Origin of the sequence: Nonomuraea sp. NPDC050643 (genome assembly GCF_040654715.1) — a bacterium.
Classification (GTDB): Bacteria; Actinomycetota; Actinomycetes; order Streptosporangiales; family Streptosporangiaceae; genus Nonomuraea.
The window spans coordinates 268,582-284,386 of sequence record NZ_JBFAIM010000004.1; the positions used below are offsets into that span (position 1 = coordinate 268,582).

At 67.8% G+C, this 15,805-nt stretch carries 17 protein-coding genes; 9 read left to right on the top strand and 8 right to left on the bottom strand.

Annotated elements, in window-relative coordinates; translation table 11 throughout:
- Positions 1 to 244: 244 nt before the first annotated feature.
- Positions 245 to 457 carry a hypothetical protein gene (locus AB0I15_RS07365; protein WP_358091398.1) on the bottom strand — a complete coding sequence of 71 codons (213 nt, stop codon included), beginning with the start codon at positions 455 to 457 and terminating at the stop codon, positions 245 to 247.
- Between the two features lie 228 nt (positions 458 to 685).
- Between AB0I15_RS07365 and AB0I15_RS07370 the strand changes: the two genes are divergently transcribed.
- The 9 genes from AB0I15_RS07370 (at position 686) to AB0I15_RS07410 (ending at position 9,926) form a co-directional block, all read left to right on the top strand.
- A complete protein-coding gene (locus AB0I15_RS07370) occupies positions 686 to 3,403 on the top strand; it encodes a fibronectin type III domain-containing protein (RefSeq protein ID WP_358091400.1) in 2,718 nt (905 codons plus the stop codon).
- Between the two features lie 4 nt (positions 3,404 to 3,407).
- Positions 3,408 to 3,848: a hypothetical protein gene (locus tag AB0I15_RS07375; RefSeq protein WP_358091402.1), complete on the top strand. Its 441-nt coding sequence runs from the start codon at positions 3,408 to 3,410 to the stop codon at positions 3,846 to 3,848.
- 467 nt (positions 3,849 to 4,315) lie between these two features.
- Complete coding sequence (locus AB0I15_RS07380) at positions 4,316 to 4,495, top strand: hypothetical protein (protein ID WP_358091404.1); 180 nt, start codon at positions 4,316 to 4,318, stop codon at positions 4,493 to 4,495.
- On the top strand, positions 4,473 to 7,280 hold the full coding sequence (locus AB0I15_RS07385) for a hypothetical protein (protein WP_358091406.1): 2,808 nt from the start codon (positions 4,473 to 4,475) through the stop codon (positions 7,278 to 7,280). Before AB0I15_RS07380 ends, AB0I15_RS07385 begins: the two co-directional genes overlap by 23 nt.
- Positions 7,277 to 7,942, top strand: a complete 666-nt coding sequence (locus AB0I15_RS07390; protein WP_358091408.1) for a hypothetical protein — start codon at positions 7,277 to 7,279, stop codon at positions 7,940 to 7,942. The genes AB0I15_RS07385 and AB0I15_RS07390 overlap by 4 nt, the downstream gene beginning before the upstream one ends.
- Positions 7,939 to 8,277 carry a hypothetical protein gene (locus AB0I15_RS07395; protein ID WP_358091410.1) on the top strand — a complete coding sequence of 113 codons (339 nt, stop codon included), beginning with the start codon at positions 7,939 to 7,941 and terminating at the stop codon, positions 8,275 to 8,277. The genes AB0I15_RS07390 and AB0I15_RS07395 overlap by 4 nt, the downstream gene beginning before the upstream one ends.
- A gap of 40 nt (positions 8,278 to 8,317) precedes the next feature.
- Positions 8,318 to 9,280 carry an N-acetylmuramoyl-L-alanine amidase gene (locus AB0I15_RS07400; RefSeq protein WP_358091412.1) on the top strand — a complete coding sequence of 321 codons (963 nt, stop codon included), beginning with the start codon at positions 8,318 to 8,320 and terminating at the stop codon, positions 9,278 to 9,280.
- A gap of 32 nt (positions 9,281 to 9,312) precedes the next feature.
- On the top strand, positions 9,313 to 9,609 hold the full coding sequence (locus tag AB0I15_RS07405) for a hypothetical protein (protein WP_358091414.1): 297 nt from the start codon (positions 9,313 to 9,315) through the stop codon (positions 9,607 to 9,609).
- A 56-nt stretch (positions 9,610 to 9,665) separates the two neighbouring features.
- Positions 9,666 to 9,926 carry a hypothetical protein gene (locus tag AB0I15_RS07410; protein WP_358091416.1) on the top strand — a complete coding sequence of 87 codons (261 nt, stop codon included), beginning with the start codon at positions 9,666 to 9,668 and terminating at the stop codon, positions 9,924 to 9,926.
- A gap of 104 nt (positions 9,927 to 10,030) precedes the next feature.
- On the opposite strand, the gene AB0I15_RS07415 is transcribed toward AB0I15_RS07410, so the two are convergent.
- The 7 genes from AB0I15_RS07415 to AB0I15_RS07445 all read right to left on the bottom strand — a co-directional run bounded on the left by AB0I15_RS07415 (position 10,031) and on the right by AB0I15_RS07445 (position 15,800).
- Complete coding sequence (locus AB0I15_RS07415) at positions 10,031 to 10,798, bottom strand: endonuclease/exonuclease/phosphatase family protein (protein WP_358091418.1); 768 nt, start codon at positions 10,796 to 10,798, stop codon at positions 10,031 to 10,033.
- Positions 10,795 to 11,415 carry an HAD family hydrolase gene (locus AB0I15_RS07420; protein ID WP_358091420.1) on the bottom strand — a complete coding sequence of 207 codons (621 nt, stop codon included), beginning with the start codon at positions 11,413 to 11,415 and terminating at the stop codon, positions 10,795 to 10,797. The genes AB0I15_RS07415 and AB0I15_RS07420 overlap by 4 nt, the downstream gene beginning before the upstream one ends.
- Positions 11,325 to 12,137, bottom strand: a complete 813-nt coding sequence (locus tag AB0I15_RS07425; protein ID WP_358091422.1) for a hypothetical protein — start codon at positions 12,135 to 12,137, stop codon at positions 11,325 to 11,327. Before AB0I15_RS07425 ends, AB0I15_RS07420 begins: the two co-directional genes overlap by 91 nt.
- Positions 12,138 to 12,207: 70 nt before the next feature.
- Entirely contained in the window at positions 12,208 to 12,339 is a 132-nt protein-coding gene (locus tag AB0I15_RS07430; protein WP_358091424.1) for a hypothetical protein, read from the bottom strand.
- On the bottom strand, positions 12,336 to 13,451 hold the full coding sequence (locus AB0I15_RS07435) for a radical SAM protein (RefSeq protein WP_358091426.1): 1,116 nt from the start codon (positions 13,449 to 13,451) through the stop codon (positions 12,336 to 12,338). The genes AB0I15_RS07430 and AB0I15_RS07435 overlap by 4 nt, the downstream gene beginning before the upstream one ends.
- Before the next feature lie 184 nt (positions 13,452 to 13,635).
- The gene (locus AB0I15_RS07440) at positions 13,636 to 14,772 is read right to left on the bottom strand and encodes a methyltransferase (protein WP_358091428.1); all 1,137 of its coding nucleotides are present in this window, start codon (positions 14,770 to 14,772) and stop codon (positions 13,636 to 13,638) included.
- Positions 14,769 to 15,800, bottom strand: coding sequence for an ABC transporter substrate-binding protein (locus AB0I15_RS07445; protein ID WP_358091430.1), 1,032 nt, complete (start codon positions 15,798 to 15,800; stop codon positions 14,769 to 14,771). The genes AB0I15_RS07440 and AB0I15_RS07445 overlap by 4 nt, the downstream gene beginning before the upstream one ends.
- Positions 15,801 to 15,805 lie beyond the last annotated feature (5 nt).

Consider the following 15,805-nt stretch of genomic DNA (forward strand, 5'->3'; position numbering starts at 1 on the left):
GGCAGTTCGGAGAAGTTGAGTTCCCACGAACGGGAAGTTCTGGTTCCAGCGTGTGTTGGCAGTTCGGAGAAGTTGAGTTCCCACGAACGGGAAGTTCTGGTTCCAGCGGGAGATGGGAAGTTGCTAGACTGCCAACGAGTTCTAGCGGCTGGCCAGAGATGGCCGGTCGAGACAGATTTGGGGTGACCCCGCTCCTGGCCGCCAAACCGTAGAGCGGGGCCTGACGAACCAGCTAGCGCTATGCCTAGCTAGGCCCGATCCCCTTGAGAAGGTCGAGCAGGGCGATCAGGAGTTGGATCACTACTATTAACCACTCCTGGTCGTCCGGATCGCCCGAACCCGCTTCTTGCATCCGTGCCTCCATCTGGACCGACATCGCCTCGGGGGCAGCCGCGGCCCGTTCGGCCGCCCCGCGAGAGATCCACAAGGACTGATCCTGTTGGGTCTCCCGCAGCACGGCCGCGCGAACCATGGAGTGAACGCGCAGTGCAAGCTATGAGCCGTAAGTCTAGCGCGCCCGCAACCTTGGCATTGCCTTTCTTTGTGGCTGTGGGAATCGGTAGGAAATGGTTCCACAACTGCTACTTAAGAAAGCTGCGCAGGTCAGCAGTTCAGGCGACACATTCGCGACGCATTTTAGCCTAGTGAAATGTTTCCGAACTTGGGTCGATGAGGAGGCGAGCCGGTGTCGTTCGACCTCCGACTTGTCGTTTTCGCCCCATTCGGCGACAGGGTTGGCACGCTCCCGCATCCGCTGTCGGTCGAGGCTGGCTGGCCGCTCAACGACGTGCCGTCGCTTCAGTTCGCATACACCACCACGGCGACCGGCGCGGCCCTGCTCGATCAGCCGTGCGAGATCGCCGTCGAGTGGAGTACGGACGGCATCGTGTGGACTGAAGGGCCGGACGCGCGGTTCCTGCGCATCAAGCGCCGTGGTGACGGCTCTGACACGACTGGGCTGGCCAAGTTCGAGCTGCCTGGCTTTGTGTGGATGCTCCGCAAGATCGTGCTTCATCCCGGTGTGGCGCCGCTGGTGGACGGCAAGAGGCCGTTCCTCTCGGCTACGGCTGGAGAGATCCTGCAGACGTTCATCGGTGAGGCCCAGGGCCGGGGCGCCGTGCCGGGTCTGCAATGGGACTTCAGCCCGGAAGAGGACAGCGCGGGCCAGGCGTGGGACAAGGTCATCACGATCTACTACCAGCCGGGTACCGACGCGCTGACCGCGCTGCAGAACCTTGCTGAACAGGGCGTCTGCGACTTCCGTACGTCCGGTCGCACCGTCCAGGTGTTCAACGCCGACACCACGATGGCGGACGACCTGGCGTCCGGGCCCAGCCCGGTGGACCTTCGGTACGGACGCGACGTTGCCGAAGCACCCGACGAGGGCACGCTGGAGGACACGGCGTCATCGGTACTTGTCGTCGGCGACAACGGACTCGTCAAGACCTTCACCAACCCCGCCGCCGTCCAGCCGTGGGGGCCTTGGGAGCAGTACGTCGGTGCGGGTGGCGTGTCGGATGAGGGGACTGCGACGATCTTGGCGCAGTCCGCGCTCGAGCGCGCCGGGGCTGAGCGGGTGCAACGGACGCGCGGCGTCGTCTTGTACGGGGCGCGCTGGCTGCCGCTGGCGGACTACCGGCCGGGTGACCGGGTGCTCGCGCCCGAGGACGGCGGCGTGCTGGAGTCGCTGCGCATCCGGCAGGTGACGTTGGCGCGCAGCTCCACCGGCGTGCTCGGTGGGTCACTGGTGCTGCATGACCGGTTCCTGGAGCGGGACATCCGGCTGGCCAGGCGGACAGCCGGGATTGTCGGCGGTTCGACGGCGGACGGCGGGTCAGGGGCTCGCCCGGCCCCGGAAACTCCGGAGCCGCGCACACCGGCGGCTCCGGCCGGGCTGGTCGTGAACCCGCTCGCGTACATCGACGAGCACGGCCTGCCGCATGGGCAGGTGACGGTCACGTGGGGCGCGGTCACCTCCGACGTCGGCGGGGTCGCGCTGAACGTGGGCGGCTACGAGCTGTTCATGCGGATCAACGAGACTGGCGCGCCGTGGTTCCTCGTCACCTCGACAGAGGCGGGCGATACAACGGCGACGTACTCGCCGCTCGTCATCGGCGAGTCGTACGCCTTCAAGGTCCGGGCGGTCAACCTCGGCAAGGTCGGGGCGTTCTCCGAACCGGTGGCGGTGACGATCCCCGACGACGACGAAGCGCCCCCGGTGCCGACTGCTCCGCAGCTCTCCACGCGGCTTGGCGTCATCCGGGCCACGTGGAACGGGCTCGGCGTCGGTTCGGTGCCGATGCCGATGGACTTCCTGCACGTCCGTGTGTGGATGCAGGACCCGCTCACGCCCGGCTGGTCGGAGATCGGCGTTTTGGGTGAGGCCGGGGCGATTCTCGTCCCGGGTCTTCCGTACGGCGCGGACCGGCAGTTCCGGTTCACGGCCATTGACAGGTCCGGCAATGAATCTTCCCCATCCTCGTCGGCGACGATCGCCGCGGTGCAGCTTGTCCAGGGCGACGCCGCGAACGAGTCGATCACGACGGGTGCGTTGGTCGCGAACGCGGTCACCGCCGACAAGCTGGCCGTGGGCGCTGTCGAGGCCGAGCACATCAAGGCCGGTGCGGTGGTGGCCGACAAGCTCGCCGCCGTGCTGACGTTGTCCACGCGGGTCGTCGCGGGCAGCGCGTCCGGTGCGCGGGTCGAGCTCAACAGCTCGGGCCTGGTGGCGTTCAACGGCTCCGGGCAGCAGACCGCCAGCATCTCGGCGGCCACCGGCGCGGTGTCGATCGTGGGCCAGCTCGCATCCGGGGTGACCGGCGCGCGGATCGTGGTCAACCCCGCAGGTGCGGCCAGCCCGGAGATCCGCTTCATCCCGGGCAGCGGGATCAACCAGTCGCGCATCTACAGCGACGGCTCCCGCTTCACCGGGGAGGCGACGCTGGTCATGGAGTCGGGCACCAACCAGGCGGCTACGGCGATGTGCCGCCTGACGCACGCGGCCGGTTTCTGGCAGGCGGCCATCCTGAACCCCACGAACGGGGAGCAGCGCGGTGGCGCGGTGTCGGCGGTGGAGGGGCAGGCGTCGATCGGGTGGGTGCACCCGACGCAGCAGGACCAGCTCCTCGTATTCGATCAGACGGGCACGTTTCATCGGGGGACGTGGCTTTACGCCAACGACTCCGGCTTGATCATGCTGTCGGTCACGGTATCGAGAGGCGCCACCTACTACCAGGTGGCGCTCGGCTTCGCCTTCCCAAGCGTGCCGAAGGTGACGTTCACGGCCGAGCAGACCACGACCATACAGCTCTTCAGCCGCACCAACAGCGACCTGTTCTTCTTCGATCCGTCCGCCGGGACTTCGCCGCCGGCGCGGACGTTTCACATCTGGGCCTGGAGGTGATGCGGTGCCGGACGATTGGCAGGTCACGGAGGTGACCGATACGGCGGACGATTCCGGGAGGGTCGAGGCGTGGGAGATCACGCTGACCCGGGCGGCCGATGGGGTCACGGTAGGGGTGTTTCTGCCGAAGGTGGCGATCGAGTCCACCGCCGTGGCGTGCGGGCTGGTCTCGACGGATGAGGCGATCGACGTGCTGATGCACCGCGCGGTCCATCCGATCTATGAGCCGAACCTTCCCGAGGCAAACCCGTGGCAGCTCAGCGGCGAGCAGGCCCGCGCTGCCGTGCTGGAGCGGGTCGAGCGTTGCAAACGCGATCACGCGACCGTTGTGACAGCCGCGCCGAAGGCCCGTACGGCGGCTGACGTGCTCGCGCCGTTGCGGGCCGCGCGGATCGACCCGGTGAAGGCTGCGGCCACGCGACTGGAGCGGCGTGCGCATCTGTGACACGGTGACCATGGCGATACCAGGGTTCGAGTGAACCAAGGGCATATGGGTACGGCGGTTACAAAAGCTGGGCCTGGCCCTGATCCTGTGCGCGCCCCCGATAGTGCGCACGGGTGCTACGGCCTACCAGCTACCCATCGACCCTGTGGCCATGGAACCATCCGCCGACGCACACGCGGTTCCCTTCTATGACTGCAACGCTGCCGCCGCCAGCGTTGCATTGCCAAGCCGCGATCTGAGGCAGGGCCAGAGCCGGGGTGGCGAAGCCGGTGACGAGGGCGGCCGCCACGAGGGCAGGGGCAACGAGACGCTTCACGGTACTCCATGTAGTTGAGTGACTACTGACAGTGTTGATTATGGCTTGATGGCGAGCCGCCAGCAATAGCCGTGAATCGAGCAGTTGCGCTGCCCTGGCGCGCGGCGCGGGGTCCTGCCTCCTCTATACGAAGGATTCGCATGACTGCACGATGCCGCAGGCACTTATGCAGGACCTGACGGTTGAGCCCGCGCGGATTATCGCCGTGCTGCGCCGCCGCGTCGAGGAACTGCTGTACGAGAACGCTGTGCTGTCGGCGGCTGTGGACCAGCAGCGCGACGAGATCAACGAACTGAGGGGGACCAGCGGTGCAGGTGATCATCCCGGGTGAGGCCGCGAAGTTCGCGCTGCGGCTGGCGGCGTACGCGCCTAACGGCGGTCGGCTGGGGGTGTTGCCGCAGCACAGCGGGTTCGAGCTGGGCGACCCGCTGAACGACGTGCCCAGTCTCAAGGTGACCTATCCGACCGGCGGGCTGAACTGGAACCTGATCGCCGGGCACTGCGAGGTCGCGGTGGAGTACGCGGTGAGCAGCGGCCTGTGGGTCGAACCGCCGAACGCTCGGTTCCTCCGCATCAAGCGGAGCGGCGACAGCACGGACCGCGCCGGTTCCCGATCATACGACCTGCCCGGCTGGGCGTGGATGATGCGGAAGGTCGTGCTGTACCCCAACAGCGCGATGGTGGACGGCAAGCGCCAGTTCAACGCCGTGTCGCCGGGCGAGATCCTGGCGACGTTCATCCAGGAGGGGAAGGCGCGCGGCGCGCTGACCCACCTGGGATTCGACTTCTCGCTGTCGCAGGACAGCGATGGGAAGGCGTGGGCGAAGACGCTGACGCTGGCGATCGAGCCGGGCAAGGATCTGCTCAGCGTCCTGATCAATTTGAGCGAGCAGGGCGTGCTCGACTGGCGGATGCAGGGCCGCACCTTGCAGGTGTTCAACCCGGACACGGTGCTCGGCCGGGACCGGGCATCTGGGCCGACACCGGTTGATCTGCGGCTTGGCCGTGACGTCATCGAAGCTCCGGACACGGGGACGCTGGAGGATGCCGTGTCGGCCATCCTGATCGGCGGCGAGGCCGGCCTGTCGGTGGAGGTGACCAACTCGGCCGCTGTCGCGCCGTGGGGCAGGTGGGAGACCTACCAATCGCAGAGCGGCGTCTCGGATGAGGGAACGGCGAGGCTCCTGGGACAGAACGCCCTGGAACGGGTCGCTCGCGAGCGGGTGCAGGTCACTCGCGGCCTGATGTTCGACCTCGCGCGGTGGCTGCCGTTCGAGCACTACCAGCCGGGGGACTACCTGCTCGCGCCGGGGGACGGCGGGGCGATGGAGTCGCTCCGTCTGCGGCAGATCACCCTGTCGGTGGACACGGACGGCCAGGTCGGCGGCAACGTCGTCTTGAATGATCGTTTCCTGGAACGCGAGATCAGGTTGGCCAGGCAAGCCGCCGGGATCCTCGACGGAGGAGTGGGGTCGGGCGGATCCGGCGGCGAGCCGGCTCCGGAGACGAACAACCGGACTCCTGCCGCGCCGCAGGGTCTCATCGTCGAGGCCGCTGCCTACCTGGATGAGCACGGGTACGCGCGCGGGCAGGCCACCGTCACCTGGTCGGCGGTGAATCAGGACGTCAACGGCGTCGCGCTCGGCATCGACGGATACGAGGTGTACACCCGCCGCAACCAGGCGGGGGAGCTGTGGCTGCTGGTCGCGCAGACCGCTTCCGGCGACACCACGGCGACCGTCTCACCGCTGGTGGTCGGCTGGGAGTACGCGTGGAAGGTCCGCACCATCTCGGCCGGCGTCAAGGGCGCATTCTCCGATCAAGTGGTCAAGCTGGTGCCCGGCGACGCGACGCCGCCGCCGGTGCCCACCGCCCCGCAGCTTTCGACGCGGTTGGGCGTGATCCACGTCGCGTGGGATGGGCTCGGCGCGGGCGGTGTTGTCATGCCGATCGACTTCGAGCGGATCCGCGTCTGGATGGATGACCCGCTTACGCAGGAGGCTGCGGCCGAGGTCGGGTACCTCGACGCGGCCGGGTCGATCGTCGTGCCGGATCAGCCGTACAACGCGGACTGCACGTTCTGGTTCACCGCCGTTGACCGGTCGCAGAACGAGTCGGCCGCATCGGGGCCCGCAACTATCGCGACGCAGCCGCTCGTTGATGCGGACCTGATCGGCGAGGTGATCGACGGCGCGACCAACATCATCGACGGGACGATCCCTGGCGACGCGAAGATCACCGCTGACTCGATCACGGGCCGCCTGATCCGGGCGCTGGCGATCGAGGCCGACAAGATCGCCGTCAACGCCGTCACGGCGGACAAGGTGGCCGCGGGCGCGATCCAGGCCGGGCACATCTCGGCGAACGCCATCACGGCGGACAAGATCGCGGCCAACGCCATCACGGCCGCGAAGCTCTCAGCGGACGCGATCAACGGCAAGACGATCACGGGCAGCCTGATCCGGACGGGGACGACTGGACAGCGGATCGTGATCGACCCCAGCACGCTGGACATCCGTTTCTACCCGGACGGCAACTCCAACTACAGCCGGTTGTGGACGTCCGACGACGACTTCGCCGGTGAGGCGACCTTCCGCATCACATCCGGCACGAACCCGGGCATGACGGCGAGGACGTACTTCACCCTGGCCGCCGGCTGGACGAAGCTCCAGGTGCTGAACCCGAACAACTCCAACGCCAACGGCGGGTTCCTGGAGTCGGCCGAGGACTACAGCCGGATCGGCTACGAGAACGACACCTCCGACAACCAGTACATGTGGTTCGACGCGTCCGGGATGACCACCCATTACGGCAAGTGGTGGGACTCCGCGTTCGCGTCGAACACGTGGGGTGTCCACGCCGGGTCGCGGATCGCCAGCTCGGGTTGGACCGGGGTGGAGATCGGCTATGGGCCCACGATGCAGGGGAACATGGGGCCCGTCGCGGTGCTCCGGGATGGCGCGATGACGGCGGATCCCAGCCTGCAGCCGAACTTCTACTGGTGCATCGAGTACTCCACCCAGACGTCTTTCCTGATCTCCTGGTCGGAGGGCGGCGGGGTGCGCTCGGGCAAGGCGGTCTATTGGTGGGCCCATCGACACAACGGGAGCGCATGATGCCTTTGGCCTGGACAACCTGGGACGCCGAACTGTCCTACGGTCCTGTCTACTTTTCGCAGAAGGACGCGGTTCGCGCCAACCCGATGGGGGCTGAGCCACTGTGGGGTGTCGCGGTCGTCAAGGAGGACGATTCCCGGTTCCTCAAGACGTTCCCTCACTCCACCCTGGAGTGGCGAAGCGCGGAGTATGGCGTTGATCACGAGGACGTGGACACGCTTCTCGACATCATCCTGCACGAGAGCTACATCCCGCGCGAGGACGACCCGCTCGCCCTCATGGACCCCGCGTCGTCGAGGATCTTGGCGGCCACGCGCGGTACGCCCGTCTGCTGGACTCCCGGCGTCTCGGACAAGGACCGGCTCGACGCGCACCTGAACCGGATCGCCGCGGTGAAGAAGTACCGTGTGCGGCTGGAGCCCGCCAGCGTGGACGACCGGCAGGGCGCTCTCACGTACGTGGGGTCGCGCAGGGTCGCGCCGGCTGATCCGCTGGATCCGATCCGGGCGGCGCAGCTCGACCCTATCCGGGTGGAGTCGCGGCGCCTGGCGGTCGAGTGGGCTCGCTCGACGGGAGGGATGGCGCAGGAGCCCAACTTCTCGCTGAAGCCGCCGGACGCGTTCATGGGCATGCCGACTCAGATGGGCGCTGCGACGATATGACCGAGGAAAGGCCCAACCTCGCGCTGGCGTTGGCCGAGCTGCGTGGCGCGGTCGAGTTGGGGTTCGAGCGGACGAACGGCAGCACGGCGTTGATCTTGCTGCGTCTTGAACAGGCGGACGACCGGCACGCCGAACTGGTCAAGCGCGTTGAGCAGGACCGGGCTGCTGGTGAAGCTCGATATGCCGTGCTGGAAGGACGCTTGGACGTGATCGAGCGTGAGGCGGTGACGCGCGGCCAACTCGCCGAACGGACCCGGCAGATCATCGCCGTCGTCACCGTCCTGGTCGGCGTGGCGGGCGCGGTGATTGCGCTGATTCAGCTCACGCGCGGCTGACCGGTCAGTTCTTCCCATCAACGAACCCGAGGGGGATCACATGCCATGGCTGACGCAGCTCGCCGACGTCGCCCGTAAGACCGGCTTCCCGGTGACGGAGGTCGGCGGGTGGAAGACCCGTGGCCACGGGCCGCAGGGCTCCGTCGAGGGCGTGGTCTGCCACCACACCGCCGGATGGAATGACCGACACATCGTCGTGAACGGTCGGCCGGGCCTGGACGGGCCGCTCAGCCAGTTCTGGCTGCAGCACACCGGACAGATCTGGGTCGTCGCCGCCGGGCGGTGCTGGCATAACGCGCCGTCCACCAGCCCACATCACATGAACAGCACGAGCATCGGCATTGAAGCCGAGAACGACGGCCGCACTCCGTGGCCAGACGTGCAGATCGACGCCTACGAAGCCCTCTGCGCCGAGCTGTGCCGAGCGTTCGAGCTGCCCGCCTCGCGAGTGAAGGCACACCGGGAGGTCAACACCGGCAAGCCCGACCCCCACTCCATCAACATGACGAACTTCCGGGCGCGCGTCGCCGCGCTGATCAAGAACCCGGGAACCCCGATCAAGCAGGAGGAAGACGTGCCCGAGGTGATCTCTCTGGGTGCCGGTGAGGACCAGGCGGTCCCGGCCGGCGGCGAGCTGGCGGTGCGTTGGCACACCGAGTACGCCGATGACCCGCCCGGCCACGGCGCGGACGGTGTCGCGGTGCTGGCCAAGGCCGCGCGCTGGTGCATCGTGGACGGCTTGGTGAAGGTCCGCGGGCTGAAGCCGGGGACGGAGATCGACGTGGCGTGGTCGCGCTACTCCCGGGACGGCAAGACGTTCGAGGACGACGCCTGGCAGTTGTCCGTCCGCGCCGACATCAACGGCCGCGTCGAGTCCAGCGTGGGCGGTCAGTTCGCGCTCAACACCAAGAACCAGCTCCAACTTCGGATCATCAACCCGACCGACGCCGCGGCGGTCGTCGAGAAGGTCACGATGGCCAAGATCTCGATGTTCAACCGCTAACAGCGGTTCCGCTTTCGACAGGAGGCACTCCCATGTCCACCCCCACCGAGACCGCGCCGACGATCGGCCGGATCGTTCACTACAAGCTGTCCGGCCACGACGTCAGCATGATCAACCTGGAGTCGATGCAGTCGTTCGGCGGTCAGGGCGTCGTCCGGTCGCCAGTCAAGCTCGGCGACGTCTTCCCAGCGATCATCACGCGCACCTTCGAGGGAGCCGGGACCGCCGTGAACCTTCAGGTGTTCCTGGACGGCAACCACTCCTACTGGGCCACGTCGCGCTCGGAGGGCACAGACCACGGCCAGTGGTCGTGGCCAGCCCGCGCCTAATTTCCACCCTTTCTCTGAATTTCCCGCTGTGAGCGGGCTGTCCCGAAGGAGGGGCTATGCGCGCAGATCCCCAGGTCGCCTATTCCAAGCCGCCCGTCGAGAACAAGGTCAAGGCGATGGGTCTGACGGCCTACCTGGCCGGTGTCGCCGGTATGGCGGCGCTGCAGGCTCTCGCTGACGACCCGTCGATGATCGCTTTTCTTCCTGACTGGATCGAGGCGATCACGCTGCCGCTGGTGCCCACTGCGCTGGCGGCCCTTGCTGGGTTCAAGGCCCGGCACACGCCGCGGCCGGACCTCCCGGACGACCAGCGATAGGTTCCACCGTTAACGAGCGCGCCCTGCTCCTCCTGACCAGGAGGAGCAGGGCGCCTTTCTGCGTTTCCTGCCCGAAGGGCTGGGCGGCAGGTTGGCCAGCCGGGTTACTCGCGGGGTACCGCGAACGTGGCGACTAGTAGGGGATGATCGCTTTCTCTGGTCGGGTGGATCTCGAAAGTCTGTGCCCATGTGGGGCGTGTTGTGTATATCCTGTCGCACCGGTAGGGGATGGGGCGCTTGACTGTTGGCGCGGTGTTGCCCAGCAGCGCGCCGACGTCGTGTAGGCCGGCGTCGGCCAGCGCTTGGGCTGGGCCTGTGTCGAGCTTGCGGAGGGCTATGGGGTCCTTCGTCGCGATCTGGAGTGCGGGATCGTGCAATGCGGCCGCGTTGAAGTCCCCTACCGCGATTACGGCTCGGCTGCCCTTGAGGAGCAGGTGCCATGCCTCTGCCTCGGTCTGTCGGGTGGCCGGGCTGGCTGGTGCGAGGTGGCCGTTCTCGAACTCGATCTCGCGCTCGTCGCCGTCGGCCCCGTCGAGCCGGAGTGCCAGGCGCAGGCATGCGACGGCGTGCCAGTAAGGGCGTCCGCGTACGTGTCGGGCCTCGATGATCCGCAGCCGTCCCGGCCGGATGAAGATCACTAGGTGGCAGCCGTGATGACGAGACTTCACCAGCGCCGAGCGCATGCCAAGGATCTGCTCGGCCTCGTACCTGAGCCGCCCATGATCGCGGCCCCAGTGCTTGGCTTCCTGCACCCCGAGCAGGTCCAAGCCCTGTTCGGAGAGCATGCCGAGTTGTCGTTTGAGGCGAGCGTCGCTCCCGCGATCTACGCCGCCGTTGTGGATGTTGTAGGAGCCGACGCGGATCGTGGTCACTGAGACCCCCTAAACAGCGAAGGTAGGCGGCCGATGCTGTCGATCACGCAGGCGCCCGGCGGCAGCATCTCGCCCTGGCGGAGCACGCCGCCGGAGCGGATAAGGAATGCTGCGCCGAACCCGTAATCCAGCGGTGCGCTCACGTCATTGAGCAGGTTGTTGCCGACCGCCGCTATCTCGGCGGCAGGCAGGCCGAGCGCGTCCTCTACCAGGCGGTAGAACGTCGGGTCCGGTTTGCGGATCCCGGCCTGCTCCGATTCGATGACTGCGTCGAACAGTTCCTCCACACCGGCCGCCCGCAGCGCCCGCCGCCGGCACTGGCCCGGCTTGGTATTGGAGCCGAGGGCGAATCTCAGACCCAGGTCATGCAGGAGTCGCAGTGTGGCGGCGGCGCGCGGACAGATCGGTTTCTGGCCGAGCTGCGCATCGATGTAGGGACTCGTCAGCGTCCCGCCATAGTCAATCGATATGCCTCGGCAAGGCAAGGTACCTCCCTCGTGGTCTGGTTGGCTCCGCAGCCAAGACGTCAGGTGCGGCGGTGATCGGCCCACTCGTGTGCGGCTTCGGCCATGCGGCCGGTCCAGGACACCGGGTCGCGGTCGGCGATCTCCTGCCATAGGCGCGTGCTGGCGTCGGCGAACGCGTTGACGGCTTCGGCCGGAGCCCCTTGCCAGGCGGGCAGGCTGGCGACGACGTGCTCGGCCTGGCGGGCCGTGTGGCCGTCCGCGATCAGCCGGACGATCAGGCAGGCCGGGTCGATCCATCCGGCCCCTCGGGTGGGCCATGCCCAGTCGATCAGCAGAGCGCCGCGCCCGTCTTCGGCGATGAGCACGTTGAGCGGGTTGTAGTCGGTGTGCAGCAGCCGATCTCCGACCAGCAGGCCCGCATCGTCGGGGGTGGCCATGTAGGGCTTCCACCGGTTCTCTGCCGTTTTCATTGGCACCTGCGGGCACGCGATTGTTCCGAGGATGCGCATGGTGGTGAGCAGCAGGGCCAGGTCGGACGAGCCGGGCTGGTAGGTGGCGTGGCGGCTGGCGACCGCCTCGAAGCCGAGCAGGTCCCACTCCGGGTCGTCTTCGGTTCGCCACAGTGTGCGGGGGGCGACACCACCGAGGTGCTTGCCGATCATCCATTCCATGTCCTGCGTCCACTGACGCGGGTAGTCGCGGCGCAGCCCCTTGACGAACACGTCCCCGGTGTCGGTGCTGAGCAGGAGCGCCACCGCCGAGTTGAGCCCTTCGGCCACGGTGCGCGCGTCGAGCACCGTGCCGGTGTGCTTCTCCACCGCCGCCCGGGTCTGTTCAGGAAGGTCGTCCCAGTCGATACGGGTCAACGCCATGAGTTCTCCATCCTCGCGCGGCGGGGCCGCCCCACGATAACCCGCAGGACGGTCCCTCACCTGCGCCTTTCTAGTAGGGCTGATCGTCACTTGATGAGCACGAGCACTTCTGCGGACCCAGCAGCGTCTCCAGGTCCGTGATGACCTCCACCTCGGGTCGAGGTGCGGGCCGCGCGATGAGCTCGACGAGAACGGCCGTCATGGGGTGTTCACCTCCTCTCGTTCTCGGTGCTGGCAGTAGCGCGCCAGCGGCGACTTGGCCTGGCGGTAGAGCTGCACGAGCGGCATGCAGGTGCCGCAGGTGCCCTGCAGGGTGCACCCGGTGCAGCCGCCCTGCCGCAGGAGAAGCGAGTCGGCGATCTGCCCGAGCCGGGCCAGCCCTTCGGCGCCCTCCTCAATCAGGCGCACGTTCGGCTCGCGCCCGATTTTGCAGATCGACGCTGTGCCGTGCGGATCGACGTGGAAGAACGTGTGACCGGCGTTGCAGCCCGTGAACACCTTCCGCTTGCGCAGATGCTCCACCGACTGCGACGGCAGCGTCTCCGCGCCGCCGTAGATCGTGGGGCTCATGTTCACGAAGGTCACGTACGGGATGCCCCAGCCGTCGGCGAGGGCTTGCATCTTGGTCACCTCGGGGGCGCTGTGGTTGGTGACGATCAGGGAGAACTTGAGCGGCAGGCCCGCCTCGACGGCGGCGCTGACGCCCTTGTGGAACTTGCGGAAGCTGCCCGGCCGGCGTGTCAGCCCGTCGTAGGCGGCTTCGGTCGCGCCGTACACGCTGACAGTGATTTCGTGCGGCCGATGCGTGGTGAGCAGGTCGAGGACCTTCGGCTCGTGGAGCTTGGAGCCGTTGGACAGGATGGACAGCATCATGCCCATCTCGTAGGCCAGGCCGTAGGTTTCGCAGAACAGCCTGTCGATGGTGGGTTCCCCGCCGGTGAGCTGGAGCCACAGCACCCCGACGTCGCGCAGGATGTGGAGCATCTTCTCCCGATCGGGCCAGGGCAGGCTCTTGAACTCCTTGACGCCGAGGTAGCAGTGCTCGCAGTCGTAGTTGCAGCCCAGGTTCAGCTCGTAGGTGGCGCGCACGTACTCGTAGCCGGTGAGGGGCCGGACCAGGACCTTCTCCCGGTACGGGCGCAGGGCGAGGTCGCCCCACAGGCCGGCGGCGGCCTCGGCGAGCCAGGCGGGCGGCTCGTCAGCGTGGGCGAGCTCGTCGTACTTGGCGCGCGAGAGCCGCAGGCCGCCCTGACGGCCTGGGCTCACCACCAGGTGATCGCCATCGAGGTACGGGCTCACGATGAGGTCATGCATGATCGCTCCGATCCATGGCGGGTAAGCGAACGTCACGAGGATGACGTTGTGGTTGGGGTGGGGATGGGGATTCCTGGACTCTCCACAGGGGCGTGGTGGCCGGGTGGGGGGTGGAGGGCGGGCGACCGGTAGGGGTACGGGGTGACCGGCCGCCCGCCCGCCCCTCGGGGGATGGCCGCCGGGGTCAGTCGTCGCTGTCGGCCATGGCGATCATGAGGGTGTGGTCGCCGGGCAGGTCCACGACATGGACGAGGTCGAGTCCGGCCAGCGCCAGCAGCGCGCGGTACTGCCGCCGCGTGCGCTCCCGGCCGCCGGCGAACAGTGCCATCATCCGCAGGTCCAAGTCTGTGCCGCTGGTGTAGATGCCGGGCTCGGGCAGCGGTACTTCGACCACCCACAGTTGGGCGTGCGGGCCCGCCTCCGTCAACGCCTGGCGGGCGTGGCCCAGTAACCGGCCGCTGGTGGGGTCGTCGAGGTTGTGCACGACGGAGGAGAGGATGATCCGGTCGGCGGGCGGGCAGGCGTCCTTGACGATGTCGCCGGTGATGATCTGGACGCGCCCGGCCAGGCCCTGTTCGGCGAGACGGCGTTCGGCGCGGGCGGCGACGTCGGCCCGCTCGACCAGAACCCCGTTCAGGTGCGGGTGGGCGGTGAGGATTTCGGCCAGCATGCTGCCGTCCCCGCCGCCGAGGTCGGCCACGGTGCGGACCTCGGCGTACCCGCGGGCGGCCAGCTCGGCGGCCAGGCCGGCGGTCCGGCCGCTCATGAACGCGTCGAACTTTTCCGCCAGGGGCGGATCGGCGGCCAGCAGCGGGTAGGGGGTGGCGTCGCCGTTCAGGACAGGGGGTCGTCCGGTGCAGATGGTGGCGGCCAGGCTGTCTCCTGCCCGCTGCCACAGCGGTGAGGTGATCACGCCGAGGGTCGCCCACAACGGGGAGTGGGGGCGCAGGGATCGGCCGATGGGGGTCAGCCCGTAGCGGCCATCCGCGTCAATCGTCAGCACGTCCAGGGCGTGCAGGGCGTACAGGTAGCGGCCCATCTTCTCCGGGTCGGCCTGGCAGTGCTCGGTGAGCTCGTCGCTGGTCCGAAACTCGTCGGCCAGGATGTCGGCGATGCCGAGGTCGACGAATGCCTTCAGTGCCTTCAGCCGGATGTCGGCGCCGGTCATCTGCTGGATGGCCTCGTACGTCATGAGGGCCTGCAACCCGGCGGGAGCGAACGGGCCAATGCTGACCCCAGCGTCGCGTTCGGCGTGGAGTTCGGTAGCGCCGTTGGGGCCTTCCGTGGGCAGGGCAGGCGCGTGGTGGTCGTGGGCGGTCATGGGGTGGGTCCCTGCTGGGTCGGGGCGGCGGACGGTGGTGGCGGGAGGGTGGCGGCGGACGTCGTGGCGGGGAGTGCGGGCTGGGGCAGCAGCATGTCCTGGATGTTCGGGCCTGGGGCGGGGATGTAGTCGTAGGTCTGCATGAGGTCGGACACCCGCTGTACCCGGCTGAGGGCCAGGTTGAGGGGGAAGGTGCCGATCGTGATGGTGGCCGCCGTCGCCGGGTCGATCCGGGTGTAGGTCGGCAGCACGGCCGTGACGAGGCTCCGGTCCCGGCCGACATCGGTCTGCGCGCGCAGCATGGCGCGCTGGAAGGCGCGGACCGTCTCCGGCTGGCGTTCGGCGTAGTCGCCGCTCGTGGCCCACCCGGCGATGGGCAGTGCGTTGGTCTCGGCCTGCATCATGTCGTCGAGTTTGCGACCGCCGGCCTTGGCATAGGCGCTGATGAAGGGCTCGGTCATCCAGGCGGCGTCGTAGGTCCCGCTGTTCAGGGCGTCGATCATGTCCTGCACCGGCTTTTCGGCGATGAGCACGTCCTTCTTCGTGAGGCCGTGCACGCGCAGCCGGGATTCCAGCGACAGGGTGCTGACGGAGTTGAGGGTCAGCACCAGGATGCGTTTGCCGCGCAGATCGGCGACGGAGCGGATGGGGCTGGCGCCGGGGACCATGAGCATGAAGGCTTCCGGCACGGCCTGGTAGGCGTCGGTGACGAGCTTGATCTCGCCGGGCTCGCTCACCTCGCTCTGGATGGCGGCCACGTAATTCATGATCGAGAAGTCCAGGGCGCCGCTCTTGAGCTTGGGCAGCGCGACGCCGCCGCCCTGGACGATCTCTGTGGCGATGCGGAGGCCCTCGGCCTCGAAGTACTTCCTGTTTCGGGCCACGAAGAGGGTGGCGGAGTCGGGGATGGTCATGATCCCGACCTTGACGATCGTCAGGGGTCGTCCGGTCGGTCCGGGAGAGGGGCTGCCGCAACCTACTACTACTACGACGAGTAGCACAATCATGACTATATGTAACAGTCGCATGGATG